Below are 15,408 nucleotides of genomic sequence, written 5' to 3' on the forward strand. Positions count from 1 at the left end.
GAGGTCGGGCGGGTGCGCAGAGCCCCTCGCCGGCGCCGGAGGTGTCCATGGTCGGGGACGATCGCGATGCGTCGGCGAGCCGGATTCCGCATCCGAGTCTGGACGCGCTCCAGGCACAGATCACCGACGCGCGGGACACTCGTGACAGGTTGAAGGGGCTCCTGGAAGCGGTCATGTCACTGGGGCAGGAACTGGATCTGGCCCAGGTGCTGCGCGGGATCGTGGAGGCCGCGGTCGTCCTGGTGGACGCGGAGTACGGCGCACTGGGCGTGGTGGGGAAGGACGAGAAGCCGGCCGAGTCCCTCCCGGTGGGCATCAGCGACCGGCTCTTGGCGCGGATCGGAGCCCTGCCCCCCGGACACGGACTGCTGGGCGAGGTGGTCAGGCATCCGCGGCCACTGAGCCCGGGCGACCTCTCGGAGCGCCCGGCCTCCGTCGGGTTCCCGGCGCACCACCTGCCGATGCGCTCCTTCCTCGGCGTACCGATCCGGGTCCGGGACGAGGTGTTCGGCAACCTCTACCTGACGGAGAAGCGGGGCGGGAAGGGCTTCGACGCCGAGGACGAAGCCGTCCTGTCCACCCTCTCGGTCGCCGCGGGCGTCGCGGTGGACAACGCCCGCCTGTACGAGGAGGTCCGCCTCCGGGAGCGCTGGCTGGCGGCCGGCTCCGACTTCACGAGCGCGCTGCTGTCCGGCTCCTCCGAGATCGAGGTGCTGGAAGGCATGCTGGAGCGGGCCCGGGACATCATCTCCGCCGAGATGTGCGTCTTCTACCAGGCGGGGCCCAGCGGCGAGCTGCGCGGCTCGCTGGCCCTCGGGGAGGGCGCCGAAGCGCACCGCGGGATCGTGCTGCCCGGCGGCGAGGGCATCCTGGCCGCGCTCGCCCTGGCGCGGGACGGGCAGATCACCCTGACCGATGTGGCCACCGACGCCCGGGTCGCGGCGCAGCCGGACGCATGGACGGGCTTCGGGCCGGCCGTGGCCGTCACGGTGGGCACCAGGGCGAAGCTGCGCGGGGTGCTGATGCTGGCGAGGCGAACCGGCCGGCCGGCGTTCGTCACGGCCGAGGTCGCGCCCCTGCCCGGTTTCGCGGGTCAGGCGGCCCTGGCGCTGGAGCTGGCCGACCGGCGCCGGGACAGCGAGCAGGTGAGCCTGCTCGCGGACCGTGACCGGATCGCCCGTGACCTGCACGACCTGGCGATCCAGCGGCTCTTCGCGACCGGGATGACCTTGCAGAGCGCCCAGCGCTTCATCGATCGCCCCGAGGCGTCCGAGCGGCTGGACCGGGCGATCGACGACCTGGACGAGACGATCAAGATCATCCGTACGACCATCTTCGGACTCCGCGACCACGAGGTGGCGGGCAGCACCCAGAGACTCCGGGTCCGCGCGGTTCGGGCCGTGAGCGAGGCGGCGGCGGTTCTCGGGTTCGCGCCCGCTCTGCGCATGGAGGGGCTGATCGACACGGATGTGCCAGCCTCGGTGGCGGACGACGTGGCCGCCGTCCTCGGTGAGGCCCTCAGCAATGTGGCCCGGCATGCGCGGGCGGCGCGGGTGGAGGTCGGGATCGTCCTGGCGGACGGCGTGCTGGCCGTGACGGTGAGCGATGACGGGGTGGGTGTCGCTGAGGGTGGCCGCTGGAGCGGTCTGCGCAACCTCACGGAGCGCGCCGAGGCCCACGGGGGCGGACTGTCCGTCTCGCCGCTCCCGGACGGTGGCGGAACCCGTCTGGACTGGCGGATCCCGATGGGACCTACCCGGTGAGTGCGGTGCGGGCCTCAGCGGCCGGTCTCGTCGTGCTCGCGCACCTCGGCGGCGATCACGGCGGCCTGGACTCGGCGTTCGACCCCCAGCTTGGCGAGGAGCCGCGAGATGTGGTTCTTGACCGTCTTCTCGGAGAGGAAGAGGCGTTTGCCGATCTGCCGGTTGGTGAGGCCCTCACCGATGAGTTCCAGCACGGCGCGCTCGCGCTCGGAGAGGACCGCCAGCCGCTCGTCCCCGGGCGGTTTCCCGGCGGTCGGGTTCCGGAGTGAACTCATCAGGCGCGCCGTGGTCGCCGGGTCGAGCATCGACTGGCCCGTTGCCACCGTCCGTACGGCGGCGACCAGGTCGGAGCCTTTGATCTGCTTCAGTACGTACCCGGCGGCGCCCGCCATGATGGCGTCGAGCAGGGCGTCCTCGTCGTCGAAGGACGTCAGCATGAGGCAGGCGAGGTCCGGCATGCGAGAGCGCAGCTCGCGGCAGACGGTGATGCCGTCACCGTCGGGCAGCCGGACGTCGAGCACGGCCACGTCCGGCCTGAGCGCTGGGCCCCGGGACAGGGCCTGGGCGGCCGTGGCCGCCTCGCCGACCACCTCGATGTCGGGCTCGGAGTCCAGCAGGTCGTGCAAACCGCGCCGGACGACCTCGTGATCGTCGAGGAGGAAGACCCGGATGGGCGCGGGGGAGGGAAATGGTGCATCGGACATCCACGCCACACCCTCGGGTCGGGATACGTCTGGGGTCGATTGTCTCAGATGCGGCTTCCGCTGCCGTGGGGCGCGTAGAGGTCGAGGAGCCGGATGCGGGCGGAGACGAGCCGGTGGGCGAGCACCTGGCCCACCCACTGCCACATCGCGGAGGTGAGCGCCGGGTCGGCGTCCATCAGCTCGCGCACGGCGGCGGCGTCGAACTCGTCGGTGCGCACGGGCGTCATGGCCTCGGCGCCGAAGTGCCAGGTGTAGGGGCGGAACAGCCAGGACCAGCCGACGAGCTCGCCGGGACCGATCGTCTCGACCACCGCGGCCTGCCGACCGGGTACGTGCACGTCCATGCCGACGTTCCCCGACCGGATGACCCAGAAGTGACTGGTGTGCCCGCCCTGGTTGAACAGGCGCGCGCCCGCGGGGAAGTCCGCCTCGTGGGCGAGGGCCAGCAGGCTGCCGCACTGTTCCGGGGAAAGGGCGTGGTCGAAGCGTTCGGGGGAGGAGGTGAGCCGGCGGGGGGAGGAGGTGCTCATGGCGGTTCTCCGTTCGGGTCCGCCTCCACTCTCCGCCGATGCGGCGGGCCGGGGAAGGGCCGTTCGGTACCCTCTCCTGCCTGGGCGGCCCACCCGGTGTAGGTGTGCTCCAGCCGGGAGTGGCGATGACGGCCGCCCCTTCGTGGCCGGGGCAGGCCGGGCGCGGTGCCCCCGGTAGCCGAGCAGCCGCAGGGCTCCCGCACGGTGATGGGGGCTGCGGTGCGCGAGATGGCCCCCTCCGGTGGCCATGCCCGTCGTACCCCGATGGGAGTGCCGCATGGCCCGACAGGCCCCGGTAGGGGGACCGTCCGGCCCCTGTGCGTGCACCGGTGGCGGGTACAGCCTGAGGTTGACGTCCAGTGCGTCGCCAAGTTCCTGTACCGGCTACGAACGGCAAGGGTGTGACGATCATGGGAGAGAGCGCGGCAGATGCGTCCCCGATCGAGGTTCCGGCCGCCCGTGGCGACCTCGGACGACGGGTGACCGCCCGCCGCGAAGAGCTGGGACTCACGCGCGAAGAACTCGGAGAGCGCTGCGGGGCCGCCGCGTCGTACATCGCCTACGTGGAGGACCGGGCTGCGGCGCCCAGCATGGTCATGCTCGTGGGTCTCGCGGACGGCCTGGGGACCACCGTTGCCGAGCTGACCGGGACAACGACCGACAGCCCTCCCGGTACGGGGACCGCGACGCGTGATTCCGATTTGACGGCGCTGAGCGAGGCCGAGTGTCTGCGCCTGCTCTCCACCCATGGCATCGGCCGGGTCGGGTTCTCCGGCATGGAAGGACTGGCTGTCTTTCCTGTCAACTACGTCGTGGTGGGAAACGAGATCGCGTTCCGCACGGCGGCCGACTCGCGGCTCGCCGAGGCGTCCGGAACCGAGGTCGCCTTCGAGGTGGACCACATCGACGACGCGATGCGCGAAGGCTGGAGCATCATGGCCGTCGGCGAGGTGTCCGGTGTCACGGACGGGGCACGAGTCAGCCACCTGTACTCCGTCGCCCGCTCGCTCCCCTGGGCGGGTGGCCCCCGTACGCACTGGATGTCCGTGACCCCCACCCGGATCACCGGCCGCCGTGTGGGATCCGGGTGAGCGCCCCCCATGCCGTCGTGTCCGACACCGATGGGGCACTCCTCGACTCGCTCGGCCCGGCTGCACGCCTGTGCTACTTCGACTCGGTGGTGGACGGCACGGACGCTGCCGAACCGGGAGCGGCGGGCAAGCCGGACCCCGCTCTGTTCCCCGAAGCGGTCCAACGGCTCGGGGTGGACCCCGCCCGATGCGCGGTGGTGAAAGACGCCCTCGCGCGGGTCGAAGCAGGCTGGCCCGAAACTCAAAAACCTACCTTGGCCGGAGTAGACATTGGGTAGTGGTGTGGTTATGGTTTCTCTCGTAGCCCAGAGAGACAGCAGGGCCTGGCAGAGACGAACTGCCGGGCGGTAGTACGCGCAGTACAAGCAGTTGCAGTACGTAGGACGGTGCGGTGGTGGAGTGTCGAAGCCAGGGTTGTTGCAGGACGGCGACGGGACTGACGACTGGACCGGGTGGCCCACCTTTATCAGGGGCCGCCGCGAGTAAATGCAGTTCGCGGTACCCAGCAGTGAAAGAAGTGAGCGGTACCTCGGTGAAGGCGTCGGCTGCGGGCGCGCGCATCGGGAGGTTCGGCAGCGGGGTTCCAAGCCAGAGCGGACGCAGGACGGGCGACGGGGCTGGCTGTCGAAACGTGGCGCTTGCCGAGGTCACGAGCAGTACGCACCACCAGCAGTACAAGCAGTTCGCAGTGTCAGCGGTGAGAGCATCACCAGCAGTACGTGGTTCCCCGTTTGGTAGGCAGTCGATCACCCGAGGGAAGAACGGAGGGGTTGAGGCGCCATCAGGATCGCCCGGACGCCACGCGAGTTCGGGTACCGCAGGACATCGAGTCTCCGGTCAAGCACCGCGATCCCCGCACTCCCGACCGCGCATGATTCGGGCTGGTCTGCGGACATAGAAGGCCGGCGCACGATCAGGGCCGGTAGATGGTGTAGCAGTTCCTTCGGGGCCCTGGTGCCATAGGCGCCAGGGCCCCTCCACGCGTTCCCGTGAGAGAGGTGCGATGACAGCAGAAAACTCCGCCGGCCCCCTTCGCGGCCATCTGGACGACGACGACTTCCCCGCCTACACCATGGGCCGGGCCGCCGCCATGCTCGGCACCACCCAGGGCTTCCTCCGCGCGCTCGGAGAAGCCCGCCTGATCACCCCGTTGCGCTCGGAAGGCGGTCACCGCCGCTACTCCCGCTACCAGCTCCGTATCGCCGCTCGTGCCCGCGAGCTCGTCGACCAGGGCACGCCTATCGACGCGGCCTGCCGGATCGTGGTCCTGGAGGACCAGTTGGAGGAGGCGCAGCGCATGAATGTCGAGTACCGCGACGCCGCGACGGTGGGTAAGCCGAAGGCCACCGGCTGAGACCGGTGGGAACACGCGGGTGTCCCCGATCCGCGAGCTGTTCGTCAGTCGGGGCACCGGCTACCGACCCCAGTTCCTGTGCGCCGGTGTCAGTCCCCGGTCCGTGCGTGTGGCCGGGCCATCGGGACGGCGCGGGGGGTTCGTAGGCGGATCAGGGCAGGCGCTGGACGGACGTGATGGTTTTGCCGCGTGGGCGACGACCGTCGTGGTCGCCGATGGTGACCCGGACGCCCGCCGGGACTGACTTGAGCTCCTACCGTGGCGAGCCGCAGCCCCGACGCGTACGCCCCGCTCAACGCGGCCGGCTGAGACCGGCTGCCCGGCACGGTGCGAGCCCGCACCCCCAAGGAAGGAGGTGCGGGCTCGCGCCTTGCCGCGCGGTCCAGAGGCCGGCCCCGGGGTCGTTGCTTGCGTCGGCGGGTTGGAGGTTGGCGGTCCACTTCTCCTCGATGCGGCCGAAGCGCCAGACGGCGAAGGCGACGATCGATGGTGTCCAGGAGCGACATGCCCGCCGCGAAGAGGATCGGCAAGCACAGGATCGCGTACCAGGGCAGTCCGGAGGCGGCGCCAGTGCCGGCCAGGATGAGGAGGGCGATCTCGGTGGCGGTGGCGGTGTCGAAGCCGAGGCCGAAGAGCAGGCCGAGCGGGTACATCTGCCAGGGCTTGGTGGTGATGGACTTCATCAGCCGGCCCAGGATCCGGTTCATGAAGCCGCGGTTGTTGAGCTGCTCCTCCAGGGCGGCCTCGTCGAAGTGTCCGGAGCGCATTTCGCGGAACACCTTCCAGATTCACAGAGGGCTGAGCCCCCGGAGAGCCGTAGTGCGCACGGTTGATGGTTTCTCTGTATCAGTCAAGGGGAGTCGAGTGTGTGGTGCTGAGAAGTCAATCGTGTCGGGCGAGCTTGACCGCTGAAACGAGGAGGATCACGGCCAGGAGGGGGTTGAGGACGAGGTCCGGGAACACGCCCAGGAGCAGGCCGCCGAGGACCGCGCCGGCGACGGAACCCGCGGCCATGGTCATGGTGAAGCGGATGTGGGTGCTGAGGACGGTGAAGCTGCCGTCGCGGCTGTAGCGGGCGAACGCGACCAACATGGTGGGCAGGGAGACCAGCAAGGAGAGGCTTCCGGCGATCTTGATGTCCTCACCGAACAGCAGCACGATCGTCGGGATCAGCAGCTCACCGCCGGCGACGCCCATGATCGCGGCGACGACTCCGATGCCGAACCCGGTCACGACTCCGGCGGGGATCTGAGCCCAGAGTGGCAGGGCGACGGTGCCCCGGGTGGTGGTGTGGGTGAGGACCAGGGCCGCGGCCATGAGGACCATGAGTGCGGCCAGCACCTTGTAGAGGGTGGTGCCGCGCATGCGGACGGCCCAGGACGCACCGGCCCAGGCTCCCAGCAGGCTGCCTGCCAGCAGGTTGACCGCGACGGGCCAGCGGGATGCGACGTCGGTGACTGGGACCGCGGCAAGGCGGGCGGGCAGCGCGACCAGGACCACGACCAGGCTCATCGCCTTGTTCAGGATGATCGCCGAAAGGGCGGCGAACCCGAAGAGACTGATCAGCAGCGGCAGGCGGAACTCCGCGCCGCCCAGGCCGATCATCCCGCCCAGCACTCCGATCGCGGCTCCCGCTCCGAAAACGACGGGTGCTGAGGGTGTCGGGCGGAGCGAGGTGAGGTTCTGGGCGGTGGTCATGGCGGGCATCCTCGCTGGTGGCAGGCCCTTCCTGCCACGACTGGAAGGCACCAGGTTTCCTCTCGGGCTTCGTCCGGATCTCCGAGCTTCAGATGGCCCTCCTCACCGGCCATCTGCCCTGACTGTCGGCGGAGCGTGCCCGGCTCTCGTGCCTGCAAGCCATCGCGGCGCGCTCGGAGGCTCGCGGCGGTCAGGCCTCGATGTCGCGGCGGGTGCTCCCGAGGTAGGTGACCAGGGCGAGGATGAGGAGGGTCCAGCCGAGGGTGACGGGGCCGAGGCCGACGTCCAGTCCGCCGCGGGTGTGCGGAACGGCCATCCAGTCGGCGAAGGAGGCACCCAGCGGGCGGGTGAGGACGTACGCCGACCAGAAGGCCGCCACCGCGCCCAGGCCGAGACGGACGTGGGCGAGGGCCGGGAGGACGATCAGCGCCGTGAAGACGAACCCGGAGGCGAGATAGCCGAGGCCGAAGTTGGTGGCGGTGAGGTCACCGGCGGCGGTGCCGAGCGCGAAGGTCGCGAGTACCGTCGCCCAGTAGAACGCCTCGCGGCGTCGGGTGTTGATGTGGTGCACCGAAAGCGTGTGCTCGGTCGCGTACCACGCGCCGAAGATCACCGCGAGGGCGAGCAGGAAGACGGGAGTGGCCTGGGTGTAGGGCACACCGAGGCCGACGTGGAGCACGTCGGCCGCCATCGTGCCGAAGACGCTGACCATGACGACGGTCGTACGCACCGATCGCCACCGTCGAAGCCGCCCGTTCACTGGAGATCATCGCCCAACGCGGCGCGCACTGGCCTGCCCAAAGTGCCCGTGGTCAGGATTCGGAGAAGGTGGCCGCGGCCCTTGGGTTGAACGTCGAGGAGATCCGCACTCTTCTGGCCGGCCCGCCTCGGTGGCTGGAGCCCGTACGCCTGATCACACGCCAGGCCTGGAGATGGCCGGGCTGGGGCGAGGACCGGCTGACCGGCACGATGGCCGGCCGGTCCGTCTGGAGTCGGGCGTACGGGTGGATCTGCAGCACCGGATACGGCTGTCCGGCTCACCGGCGAGGACCGCTGGACGGATCCACACTGACCCGGTCACCGCTCCTGACTACCGGCGGTGGCTCGGCGCAAAGCCTTCCGGCAGCGGAGTTGGCCGGCTCGACCAGCCGATGCGGGGTGTCCTTCACGTTCGTCACACACGAGGGGTGTGCTGGTCCAGGATGGCCCGCAGCCGGTCGAGGCCCTCGGCCTCTTGCACGCCCCGCTTGGGAAGGACACCGAGGTACATGATGTTGGGGTCCCGACTCAGCAGGACGAAGTGGTCGGCAGTCTCCCGGTAGCCCTGGAAGACGGTCCACTTCAGGACCAGCGTGCTGTGGTCGGTCTGGCAGGTGATCCCCGCCGTGGACACGGTGGCGTGGTACTCGCCCTGCCAACCGACGAGCCGCTGCACACTGGCGGCCTGCAGGCGCGGGTACCCCCACACGATCAGAACGACGAACAAGAACAAAACGGTCGAGACCAAGTCGACTCTCCCGCGAGCTGCAGTGGAGAGCAACCACTGCCCTACCCAGAGAGTGAGAAACACCCCCCGCAGCAGCAACCCGGTCCACTTGATCCGCCCGCGGACCCGCAGACCGATCAGTGTGTCGGCAGGCCGGGGCCGGTACACCACCACCGCGGTCTGCTCGTCCAGGACATCGTCAAACGGTCGCGCGTTGTGCACGCCTTCGGCGCTTTGGCCCTCGGCCATAGTCCCTCCCCCGGTACAAAGACTGCGGACCCTACCGGACCTCGGTGACGGGGCGGACGTCCGCCGCGGCGGGGTAGGTGGCGGTCGAGTATGCCACGCAGCCGGTTGGGGTCGTCCCTGCCCCATGCGCGCTTGGGCGCCTGACTACACGCCAGGCGGCGGTCAGGGTAGGTGAGGACAGCCTGATCGGCGTTCTCGGCTGCTTGCGACGGTCGACCGGCCGGGCCGGGCCGGCCCGCGCTCGACTCGACTCGGCAATGGAAGGTTACAGGCGGGTTCGTAGGCGACGGTGGTGCAAGCCCGAGGAGGGCCTGGCGCTCGTTCTCGTCGACGGCCAGGTCCCACCGGAGCGGAGCTTGGTGGCGGCCCAGGCGGCGGCGTAGGTGCAGTGGTAGGAGCCGTCGGAGGGCAGCCACTGCTCCGAGTCGAGGTTGTAGCCGGCCGCGACCTCCGGTGCTGTGAGGGCTTAGAGGGCATCTGATCAACGTTCACGGCGGTGTGTACGGGATGTCCGTTTCGATTCGCCAGGTTGGTGCAGATTCTCCGGTGAGTTCGCGGCTCATTTTGTTAGCCATCGCCCAGTGGATCATCGTGCGGGATCTCTGAGGCGGGGCCTCGTAGTCGCGCGCCAGGCGGCGGTGCTGCATCAGCCAGCCGAAGGTCCGCTCGATCACCCACCGCTTGGGCAGCGGCTGGAAGCCCTTTTCTTTGGGTCGCTGCACCACCTCCACATCGATGCCGGGGTGGGCGCCGTGTTGGATGTCGCTGGTCTGGTAGCCGCCGTCGGCCCACACCTTGGTCACGCTCGGATGGGCCGCGGCCAGCTCACTCAGGGCCTGTTTGCCGCCGACAGAGTCATGGACGGAGGCGGCTGTGACCAGGACGGTCAGGACCAGTCCGAGGGTGTCGGAGATCAGGTGGCGTTTGCGTCCTTTGATCTTCTTGCCGGCATCGATGCCCTGGCTGTCCTCTGCGACATTGCTCGAGGTCTTCACGCTCTGCGCGTCCACCACGGCCGCGGACGGCTCCACCGTTCGGGCGTTGACCCGGCGGGTTTTGTCCCGCAACAGATCGTGGACCTGCTCGGTGGTTCCGTCCGCCTCCCACTTGGCGTAGTAGTCATAGACGGTTTGCACGGCGGGAAGTCGTGCGGCAGGTACTCCCAAGGAATCCCCGTGCGGTTGACGTAGAGGATCGCGTTCACGATCTCTCTCAGATCATGCACGCGCGCTGCGGTCCCGGGTCCTGAGCGGGCGGCTCGCCAGGCAGCGAACACCGGCTCGGTCAAGGCCCACCGGGCGTCCGAGACGTCACTGCGATAGGCACGCCGGGCTGTCATACCCCTGACAGCGATCATCGACGCGCGCAGTCACAAGAACATCCCAAAACACCAACTACCCAGATCAGATGCTCTCTTACTGGGGTATCTGCCCGATGCGCGGATGCTGATGGTCGGTTGCGATGACTTCGGGATGTTCCGGTGCCTGCGGGCGGTTCGGGCCGTAACGCCGTGGTGCGTATGTGGGGGCCCGCCGGGCGGAGGGGCGAGTCACACCAGCGAGGGAGCGGGATGAGCCTGGGGGCTGATGCGGAGGGGGTGCGGGCGCCGGAGGATGGGGATCTCCAGCGGAGGGGGACGTGGTGGAGCGTTGGGACCGGATCGGGCGTGCGGCGGCGTACGGGGCTGCGGCGGCCCTCGTGCCGTATCTGGTGATCAAGGTGTCATGGGTGGTCGGTTCGTTACTGGGGCTGCTGCCTGTCGGGCGGGGGTTCAGCCTGGGCGGGTGGCTGGTGCTCAACACCGTCACGATCGGGATGGCTGCGGCCGGGATCATGCTGGGGCTGGCGCTGGTGCGGCCGTGGGGGATGCGGATCCCCGGCTGGCTGGTGGGATTCTTCGCGTGGGTCGGGTCGGGGTTCTTGGTGTCGATCCTGCCGTTCGTGCTCGTCAGCGCCCTCGTGGACTCCGGGACGAGCAGTTCGGGAGGCTCAAGCACCTCGGGGGGTGACGCGGCGATGCCGGGCTGGGAAGCGGTGCTGCTTCAGTGCAGCTTCGTCGGAACCGGGATCGCGCTGGCCATCGCGCTTCCCGCCTATCTGTGGCGGCGTTGGCCCCACGCGCTGCGCCGACCGGAGCGGCCCCGCACGCGCACCCTCTCAGGAGCGGTGTGGCCCGCGGTGACCGGGGCTGTGACCGGCGTGGCCTGGCTCTACTGGGCGGCCGGTGGCTCCCTGGGCATCGCGCACCGCGATGAGCGGCCGGCCAGTTGGCATGTGCTGGCCGGGGTCAGCGCATGCTGGGCTCTCCTCGCGTCCGCCGCCGTACTGGCTCTCTTCCGACGCCGGTCGACCCGGCTGCCGTATCCCCTCCTGCTCGCGTTGGCGTGGCTGGGATCGGGCTCGATGTGCGCGTGGAGCGCCTGGAGGCTGCCGGCCACGGTGTACGTGGCGCTGGCGCACCCGAGCGACGTCAGCTACCCGGAGAACCTCGCGGTCGCCGCGGCACTGCACGTCACGGCAGTGCTGACGGGAGCGGGAATCATGCGGACGCTGGTACGCGGCGAACGTAGGCGGGTCAGTGTGCCCGGCAGCGCTCAGCAGTCCGCCGAGCGGACGGGCCGTCGCCCGTGAACCTGCCTGTTCAGGATGCCTTTACCAGGAGCATTTCGCTGCTCCACGGGTGCGTTGATGTCCTCGCGGTCCACAAAAGAGGCGTACGTGGCGAACACGACGACCGGCCCGGTCTCGGCCGCGCCGAACAGGACGTCCATGACGGCGGCGGCTCCCGGCGACCGCGAAGACCAGCGCGAGGGGGGCGCGGCCGAGCAGGATCCCTGCGGCGAGGGTGGGCTCCCCACTACGTCCGTGCCAGGCGAGTCCAACCGCAGACGGTGTTGGGTGGCTCGTGCGCCGATTTGGGGGCCGGGGCCGGTCGGGCTGCGGCATGGTCGGTGCCGAGCGCTCGCTCAGAGCGCGGCAACATGTCGGCCGGCTGCGGGAGGGTGCCATGGGCGAGCGGGAAACCTGGACGACGGAGGAGTTCGGCACGTCGCACGAAGGGACGATCGAGGCCGTGCTCGCCGACGGCACCCGGCCACCCCCGGTGCACCTCCGGCAGTGCCGGGCACCAGGTGTCTCACTGGAGTGTCTACGACGGCGGGCGGCCGCCCGCGCACCCCGCGGCGGCGCTGCACGCGGCGTGCTCCTGCGGCTGGAAAAGCCCCGAGCGGCAGTTGGATGGGGAGGTGATCGGCGACCAGGACTTCGCCGAAGTCGGTGATGGTCAGGCCGATGCCTGCGAGCGGGCCTGGGACGCCCGCACCGCCACCGTGGAGGCCTCCAGTCTCCCCCTGCCCGACACCGTCACCGATTTGTTGGAGCGGTTGGAGGAGGAGATCGACAAGCTGGCCAAGACCTCCCCGAACGCCGCGGTACGCGCGGCCCGCCGCACGCAGATCACCGCCGAACGCGTCGGCTACTGGGCCGCCCGTGCCACCCTCCACGACCGCACCCCCGACCAGGCCGCCGCAGCCCTCGGCCTCACCGAACGCGCCCCCCGCGGCGAACTGGCACGACTGGGCCGCTACAAGCCGTACACCGGCTGACCTCAGCGGCCGGAGCCTTGATCACGCGACGTGGGAAGGTGCGGCGCATCGGCGGGGGCCCTTCTCGCCACGGATTTGTGCGTGCTCACGGCTTTGGCCATGGGGACGTAGGGCGTTGCTGTCGCGGCGGCCTGGGTAGGACTGCGGGGCACGGGTTGCACGGTGTGGTTGCGATTGTCGGCGTATGACCTGAGATCCCCGATCAGCATTCGGCCGGATACCCGCCGCATCCTTCAAGAAATCAGTCCGTGCACGTCGCTTGGGAGGTGGGCGACTATGGAGCTGGTCGCCTTGTCGGCGGTCGGCCGTAGGGTTCACCGAGTGAATGACATCCATGAGCTGAGGATTGTCGTTGACCTGCGGGACGAGATCTCCGAGGCGGAGATTGTCGAGCTGCGCTGGCATCTGGGGGTCGAACCCCGACCCGAGGATCTGTCCATCGTTACCGACTTTCCGTTCGTGGTCGTGGACGACTCGGGGATCCCGGTAGTCGAGGATGACCCCTATCCCCTTATGGCCGAGCAAGGCACGGCATCGAAGGTGGGTGGGGTGCTCGGCTCGGCCCTGACCAGACTCGCGGATCTGCCGCAAAGTGGCTGGTCACTGACGTCCCGACAGGAGATCCACCCGGACGAGTTCGAGAGAGTCGGCGAGCTGCTCTGTTGGCTGGCCGCAAGGGCTCACGCAACGCACCTGCTCAAGGATGGCGCGGTGGAGATCGGATTCCTCAGGTTCCACGAAGCCGACGTCCCGGAGGTGCTTCAGTTCAAAGACGGGCAGGTCAGCTGGCCGACCTGAACCTGCGCGCCGGGTGGGCCATCAGGCGAAGGCCGTGGGTCGATCCAGGCTGTGGAGTGGCCCGAGCGGCCCGCTCGAACTCGGTATCGGTCACCGGCCGCTCCAGCCGGCGGTAGTAGGGCTGGCGGGCGAGCCCGAGAACCTGGCACGTCACCGTGACGGGCAGCTCGTCCCTACCGGCTCTTTCACGAGCGGGCGGATCCTTTTCCCGGACGGCTGGCCTGGGACAGGTAGGCCGCGGCCCCGGCGCAGGACCTCGTTCCCGCTCCAGCAGCCTGATTCGCCGACGTGCTTCGCGCAGTTGCGTGCTCTCTCGGCTGGACGTACCGGGCTTGTGTCCGCCAACCGGGCTTGCGACCAACCGTGCGCGGTACGCAGCTCCTCAATTCAACTCCCCGATGGCCATGAGGTGCTGGTCTCTCATGGCCCGCATCACCACGACGGCGGACCTCGTCACCTGGGATGCCTTCGAGCAACCGCGCCGCAAGACCCGCGTTACGTGGCCTCGGTCCGTTCCAGTTCGACCGTCACCAATACGATGAAGCCGTGCGGGCCCTGAGCGCGGCGCTCGGCTCCGACGACACACGCGCATGAGCGCCATCAGGCACGGCCTGCTGGGCCAACGGACGGCGAAAGCGGTTCATGGAAAGGTTCGAAACAGAGAGTCTGGCGCGCATGCCTGGCCAGAAGGTGCAGGCCAGGGCCCTCAGCCATCACCCATGGGGCGTTCTCGTTGAGATCGCCGGTTACGAGAAGGCCGCACTGTCGGCCACGATCGACATGATCGAGCAGTTCTCCCGGATCACGAGCAGCAATGACGAACTACTCGCTCTCTTTCCGCCCATCGGTTCCCAGGTCGATGCGGTGATCGAGCAGATTCGCCGCTATCATCCGCCGGTATCAGTGCGGCTCGTCATCCGACCTGCCGACCTTGAATCGCTGGCCTGTAGCTGCGACTTCTGTGGTGAACCGGTCAGGTTGGGCCCGGGTGGAGATGCCCTCATCCTGGACTCGCGCAGCCTCGACGGTCCGGGAAGTCACACTCTTATCTCTCATCGGCACTGCCTGGCCGAGCGAATCCGCCCGGAGAATATCGGAGAGCGGGCACGAGCGTTGAAGGTCGGAAGGATGTGCTGAGGTCGTGAGGGCCGCGCCTGCCGGCATGGTTGAGCTCGACAACTCAGCCGGCTGGCGCCGGCCGATGGTTCAGAGAACACCGCGTTCGTCCGTCCAGGGGAGGAACGGTTCCATGTCCCACACCGCCACAGTTGTCGACGGCGAAGGCACCCACGCCCGGACTGCCCGTCGTCCGGGCGTTGGCGGACCGTGTACGGGCGGCCTGGTGGGCGCTGTCGGCCCGGGACCGGGATCGCTGTCGTCGGCCTGCTGGTGACCGGCGTGCCGCTCGCGGCCGCTGATAGGCGGTGGTCGCAGTCCGGAGTGAGGGTGTCCCCGTTGGGCCTGGACGAGGGTGCGTCGTCGGGAACGAGTCGCGCGGGGGGGAGTCAGGGGGAGCCGGTCATTCACCAGTGATCCGGGCGGCCGGCTGCGGCTGGCGCCGCGCCAGACCCGCCTCCTGACGGCGCGGGATCAGCTCCAAGCCCACTTCGGGGCTGATGGCCATCATCCCGGCGGAGCTCTCGCGGGAAAAGACCAGGTTCAGGTCGATGGGGCGGTTCAGCGCGTCCCGTACGCGGGAGTCCGGCGGGGCGAGACGTCCCCGCAACGCGGCGAGCCCGCCCGCTGGATCTGCCGGCATTCCCCAATACACGGGCTCCAAGCCCCGTCCAGCCTCAATGCTTCCCACATGACCAGCCCCCGGCTGTTCCGTAGACGGGCAGGTCAGGCCGTCCACAGGTGACCTGAAGCCGTCCGCTGCCCAGTCCTGCCTGGCGGCATCAAGCTGCCAGTCACCAGGGTGCCAACCTGAACCCCTTTCAGGCTCCTGATCTGGGCAGCAAGATATCGCTCATCGGGACGGCGAAGCATGCAAGGGCCCCCCGAGGCCAGGGCCGAAAGGCCGTGCCGGAGCAACGCGCACCACCCGCATCGCAACCGCCATCGCCTTACTCGGGGGAAACATCATGTCTCGCATCACGCGCTTCATCGCTGCGGTCGGCCCTACCGCTC

The 15,408-nt window shown here is 69.3% G+C and carries 15 protein-coding genes and 2 pseudogenes; 8 read left to right on the plus strand and 9 right to left on the minus strand.

All coding sequences use genetic code 11. The features are described from left to right. The first annotated feature begins 47 nt into the window (after positions 1-47). On the plus strand, positions 48-1,763 hold the full coding sequence (locus tag ACIOD1_RS29435; protein WP_365630512.1) for a GAF domain-containing protein: 1,716 nt from the start codon (positions 48-50) through the stop codon (positions 1,761-1,763). 14 nt (positions 1,764-1,777) lie between these two features. On the opposite strand, the gene ACIOD1_RS29440 is transcribed toward ACIOD1_RS29435, so the two are convergent. Beyond that, positions 1,778-2,467, minus strand: coding sequence for a response regulator transcription factor (locus ACIOD1_RS29440; RefSeq protein WP_365630509.1), 690 nt, complete (start codon positions 2,465-2,467; stop codon positions 1,778-1,780). Between the two features lie 44 nt (positions 2,468-2,511). After that, entirely contained in the window at positions 2,512-2,997 is a 486-nt protein-coding gene (locus ACIOD1_RS29445) for a cyclic nucleotide-binding domain-containing protein (RefSeq protein ID WP_365630506.1), read from the minus strand. A gap of 410 nt (positions 2,998-3,407) precedes the next feature. On the opposite strand from ACIOD1_RS29445, the gene ACIOD1_RS29450 reads away from it, so the two are divergent. From ACIOD1_RS29450 to ACIOD1_RS29460, 3 genes are all read left to right on the plus strand, one after another. Further along, positions 3,408-4,088: a pyridoxamine 5'-phosphate oxidase family protein gene (locus ACIOD1_RS29450; protein WP_365630504.1), complete on the plus strand. Its 681-nt coding sequence runs from the start codon at positions 3,408-3,410 to the stop codon at positions 4,086-4,088. Positions 4,089-4,105: 17 nt separating this feature from the next. Next, entirely contained in the window at positions 4,106-4,366 is a 261-nt protein-coding gene (locus ACIOD1_RS29455; RefSeq protein WP_401905691.1) for an HAD family hydrolase, read from the plus strand. 725 nt (positions 4,367-5,091) lie between these two features. Further along, a complete protein-coding gene (locus ACIOD1_RS29460) occupies positions 5,092-5,442 on the plus strand; it encodes a MerR family transcriptional regulator (protein ID WP_365630501.1) in 351 nt (116 codons plus the stop codon). A 461-nt stretch (positions 5,443-5,903) separates the two neighbouring features. On the opposite strand, the pseudogene ACIOD1_RS29465 reads toward ACIOD1_RS29460, so the two are convergent. The 5 genes and pseudogenes from ACIOD1_RS29465 to ACIOD1_RS29485 form a co-directional block, all read right to left on the minus strand. Next, a pseudogene (locus ACIOD1_RS29465) lies at positions 5,904-6,230 on the minus strand (HoxN/HupN/NixA family nickel/cobalt transporter); the annotation flags it as partial. 94 nt (positions 6,231-6,324) lie between these two features. After that, entirely contained in the window at positions 6,325-7,140 is an 816-nt protein-coding gene (locus ACIOD1_RS29470) for a sulfite exporter TauE/SafE family protein (protein WP_365630498.1), read from the minus strand. A 190-nt stretch (positions 7,141-7,330) separates the two neighbouring features. After that, positions 7,331-7,870: a hypothetical protein gene (locus tag ACIOD1_RS29475; RefSeq protein ID WP_401905694.1), complete on the minus strand. Its 540-nt coding sequence runs from the start codon at positions 7,868-7,870 to the stop codon at positions 7,331-7,333. Between the two features lie 444 nt (positions 7,871-8,314). Then, entirely contained in the window at positions 8,315-8,626 is a 312-nt protein-coding gene (locus ACIOD1_RS29480) for a YcxB family protein (protein ID WP_401905696.1), read from the minus strand. A gap of 737 nt (positions 8,627-9,363) precedes the next feature. Next, positions 9,364-10,214, minus strand: a pseudogene (locus ACIOD1_RS29485) (IS5 family transposase). A 299-nt stretch (positions 10,215-10,513) separates the two neighbouring features. Between ACIOD1_RS29485 and ACIOD1_RS29490 the strand changes: the two are divergent. Beyond that, positions 10,514-11,506, plus strand: coding sequence for a hypothetical protein (locus ACIOD1_RS29490; RefSeq protein WP_365630245.1), 993 nt, complete (start codon positions 10,514-10,516; stop codon positions 11,504-11,506). Here ACIOD1_RS29490 and ACIOD1_RS29495 read toward each other — a convergent pair. Next, positions 11,470-11,646, minus strand: a complete 177-nt coding sequence (locus tag ACIOD1_RS29495) for a hypothetical protein (RefSeq protein WP_401905699.1) — start codon at positions 11,644-11,646, stop codon at positions 11,470-11,472. The genes ACIOD1_RS29490 and ACIOD1_RS29495 overlap by 37 nt on opposite strands. 360 nt (positions 11,647-12,006) lie before the next feature. On the opposite strand from ACIOD1_RS29495, the gene ACIOD1_RS29500 reads away from it, so the two are divergent. The 3 genes from ACIOD1_RS29500 (at position 12,007) to ACIOD1_RS29510 (ending at position 14,415) form a co-directional block, all read left to right on the plus strand. Then, positions 12,007-12,480, plus strand: a complete 474-nt coding sequence (locus ACIOD1_RS29500; RefSeq protein ID WP_365630242.1) for a hypothetical protein — start codon at positions 12,007-12,009, stop codon at positions 12,478-12,480. Between the two features lie 276 nt (positions 12,481-12,756). After that, positions 12,757-13,278, plus strand: coding sequence for a hypothetical protein (locus ACIOD1_RS29505; RefSeq protein WP_365630239.1), 522 nt, complete (start codon positions 12,757-12,759; stop codon positions 13,276-13,278). Positions 13,279-13,953: 675 nt separating this feature from the next. After that, the gene (locus tag ACIOD1_RS29510) at positions 13,954-14,415 is read left to right on the plus strand and encodes a hypothetical protein (protein WP_401905701.1); all 462 of its coding nucleotides are present in this window, start codon (positions 13,954-13,956) and stop codon (positions 14,413-14,415) included. A gap of 382 nt (positions 14,416-14,797) precedes the next feature. Here ACIOD1_RS29510 and ACIOD1_RS29515 read toward each other — a convergent pair whose 3' ends face one another. Then, positions 14,798-15,037, minus strand: a complete 240-nt coding sequence (locus ACIOD1_RS29515; RefSeq protein WP_365630230.1) for a hypothetical protein — start codon at positions 15,035-15,037, stop codon at positions 14,798-14,800. Positions 15,038-15,408 lie beyond the last annotated feature (371 nt).

The organism is Streptomyces sp. NPDC088097, assembly GCF_044741845.1.
Lineage (GTDB): Bacteria > Actinomycetota > Actinomycetes > Streptomycetales > Streptomycetaceae > Streptomyces.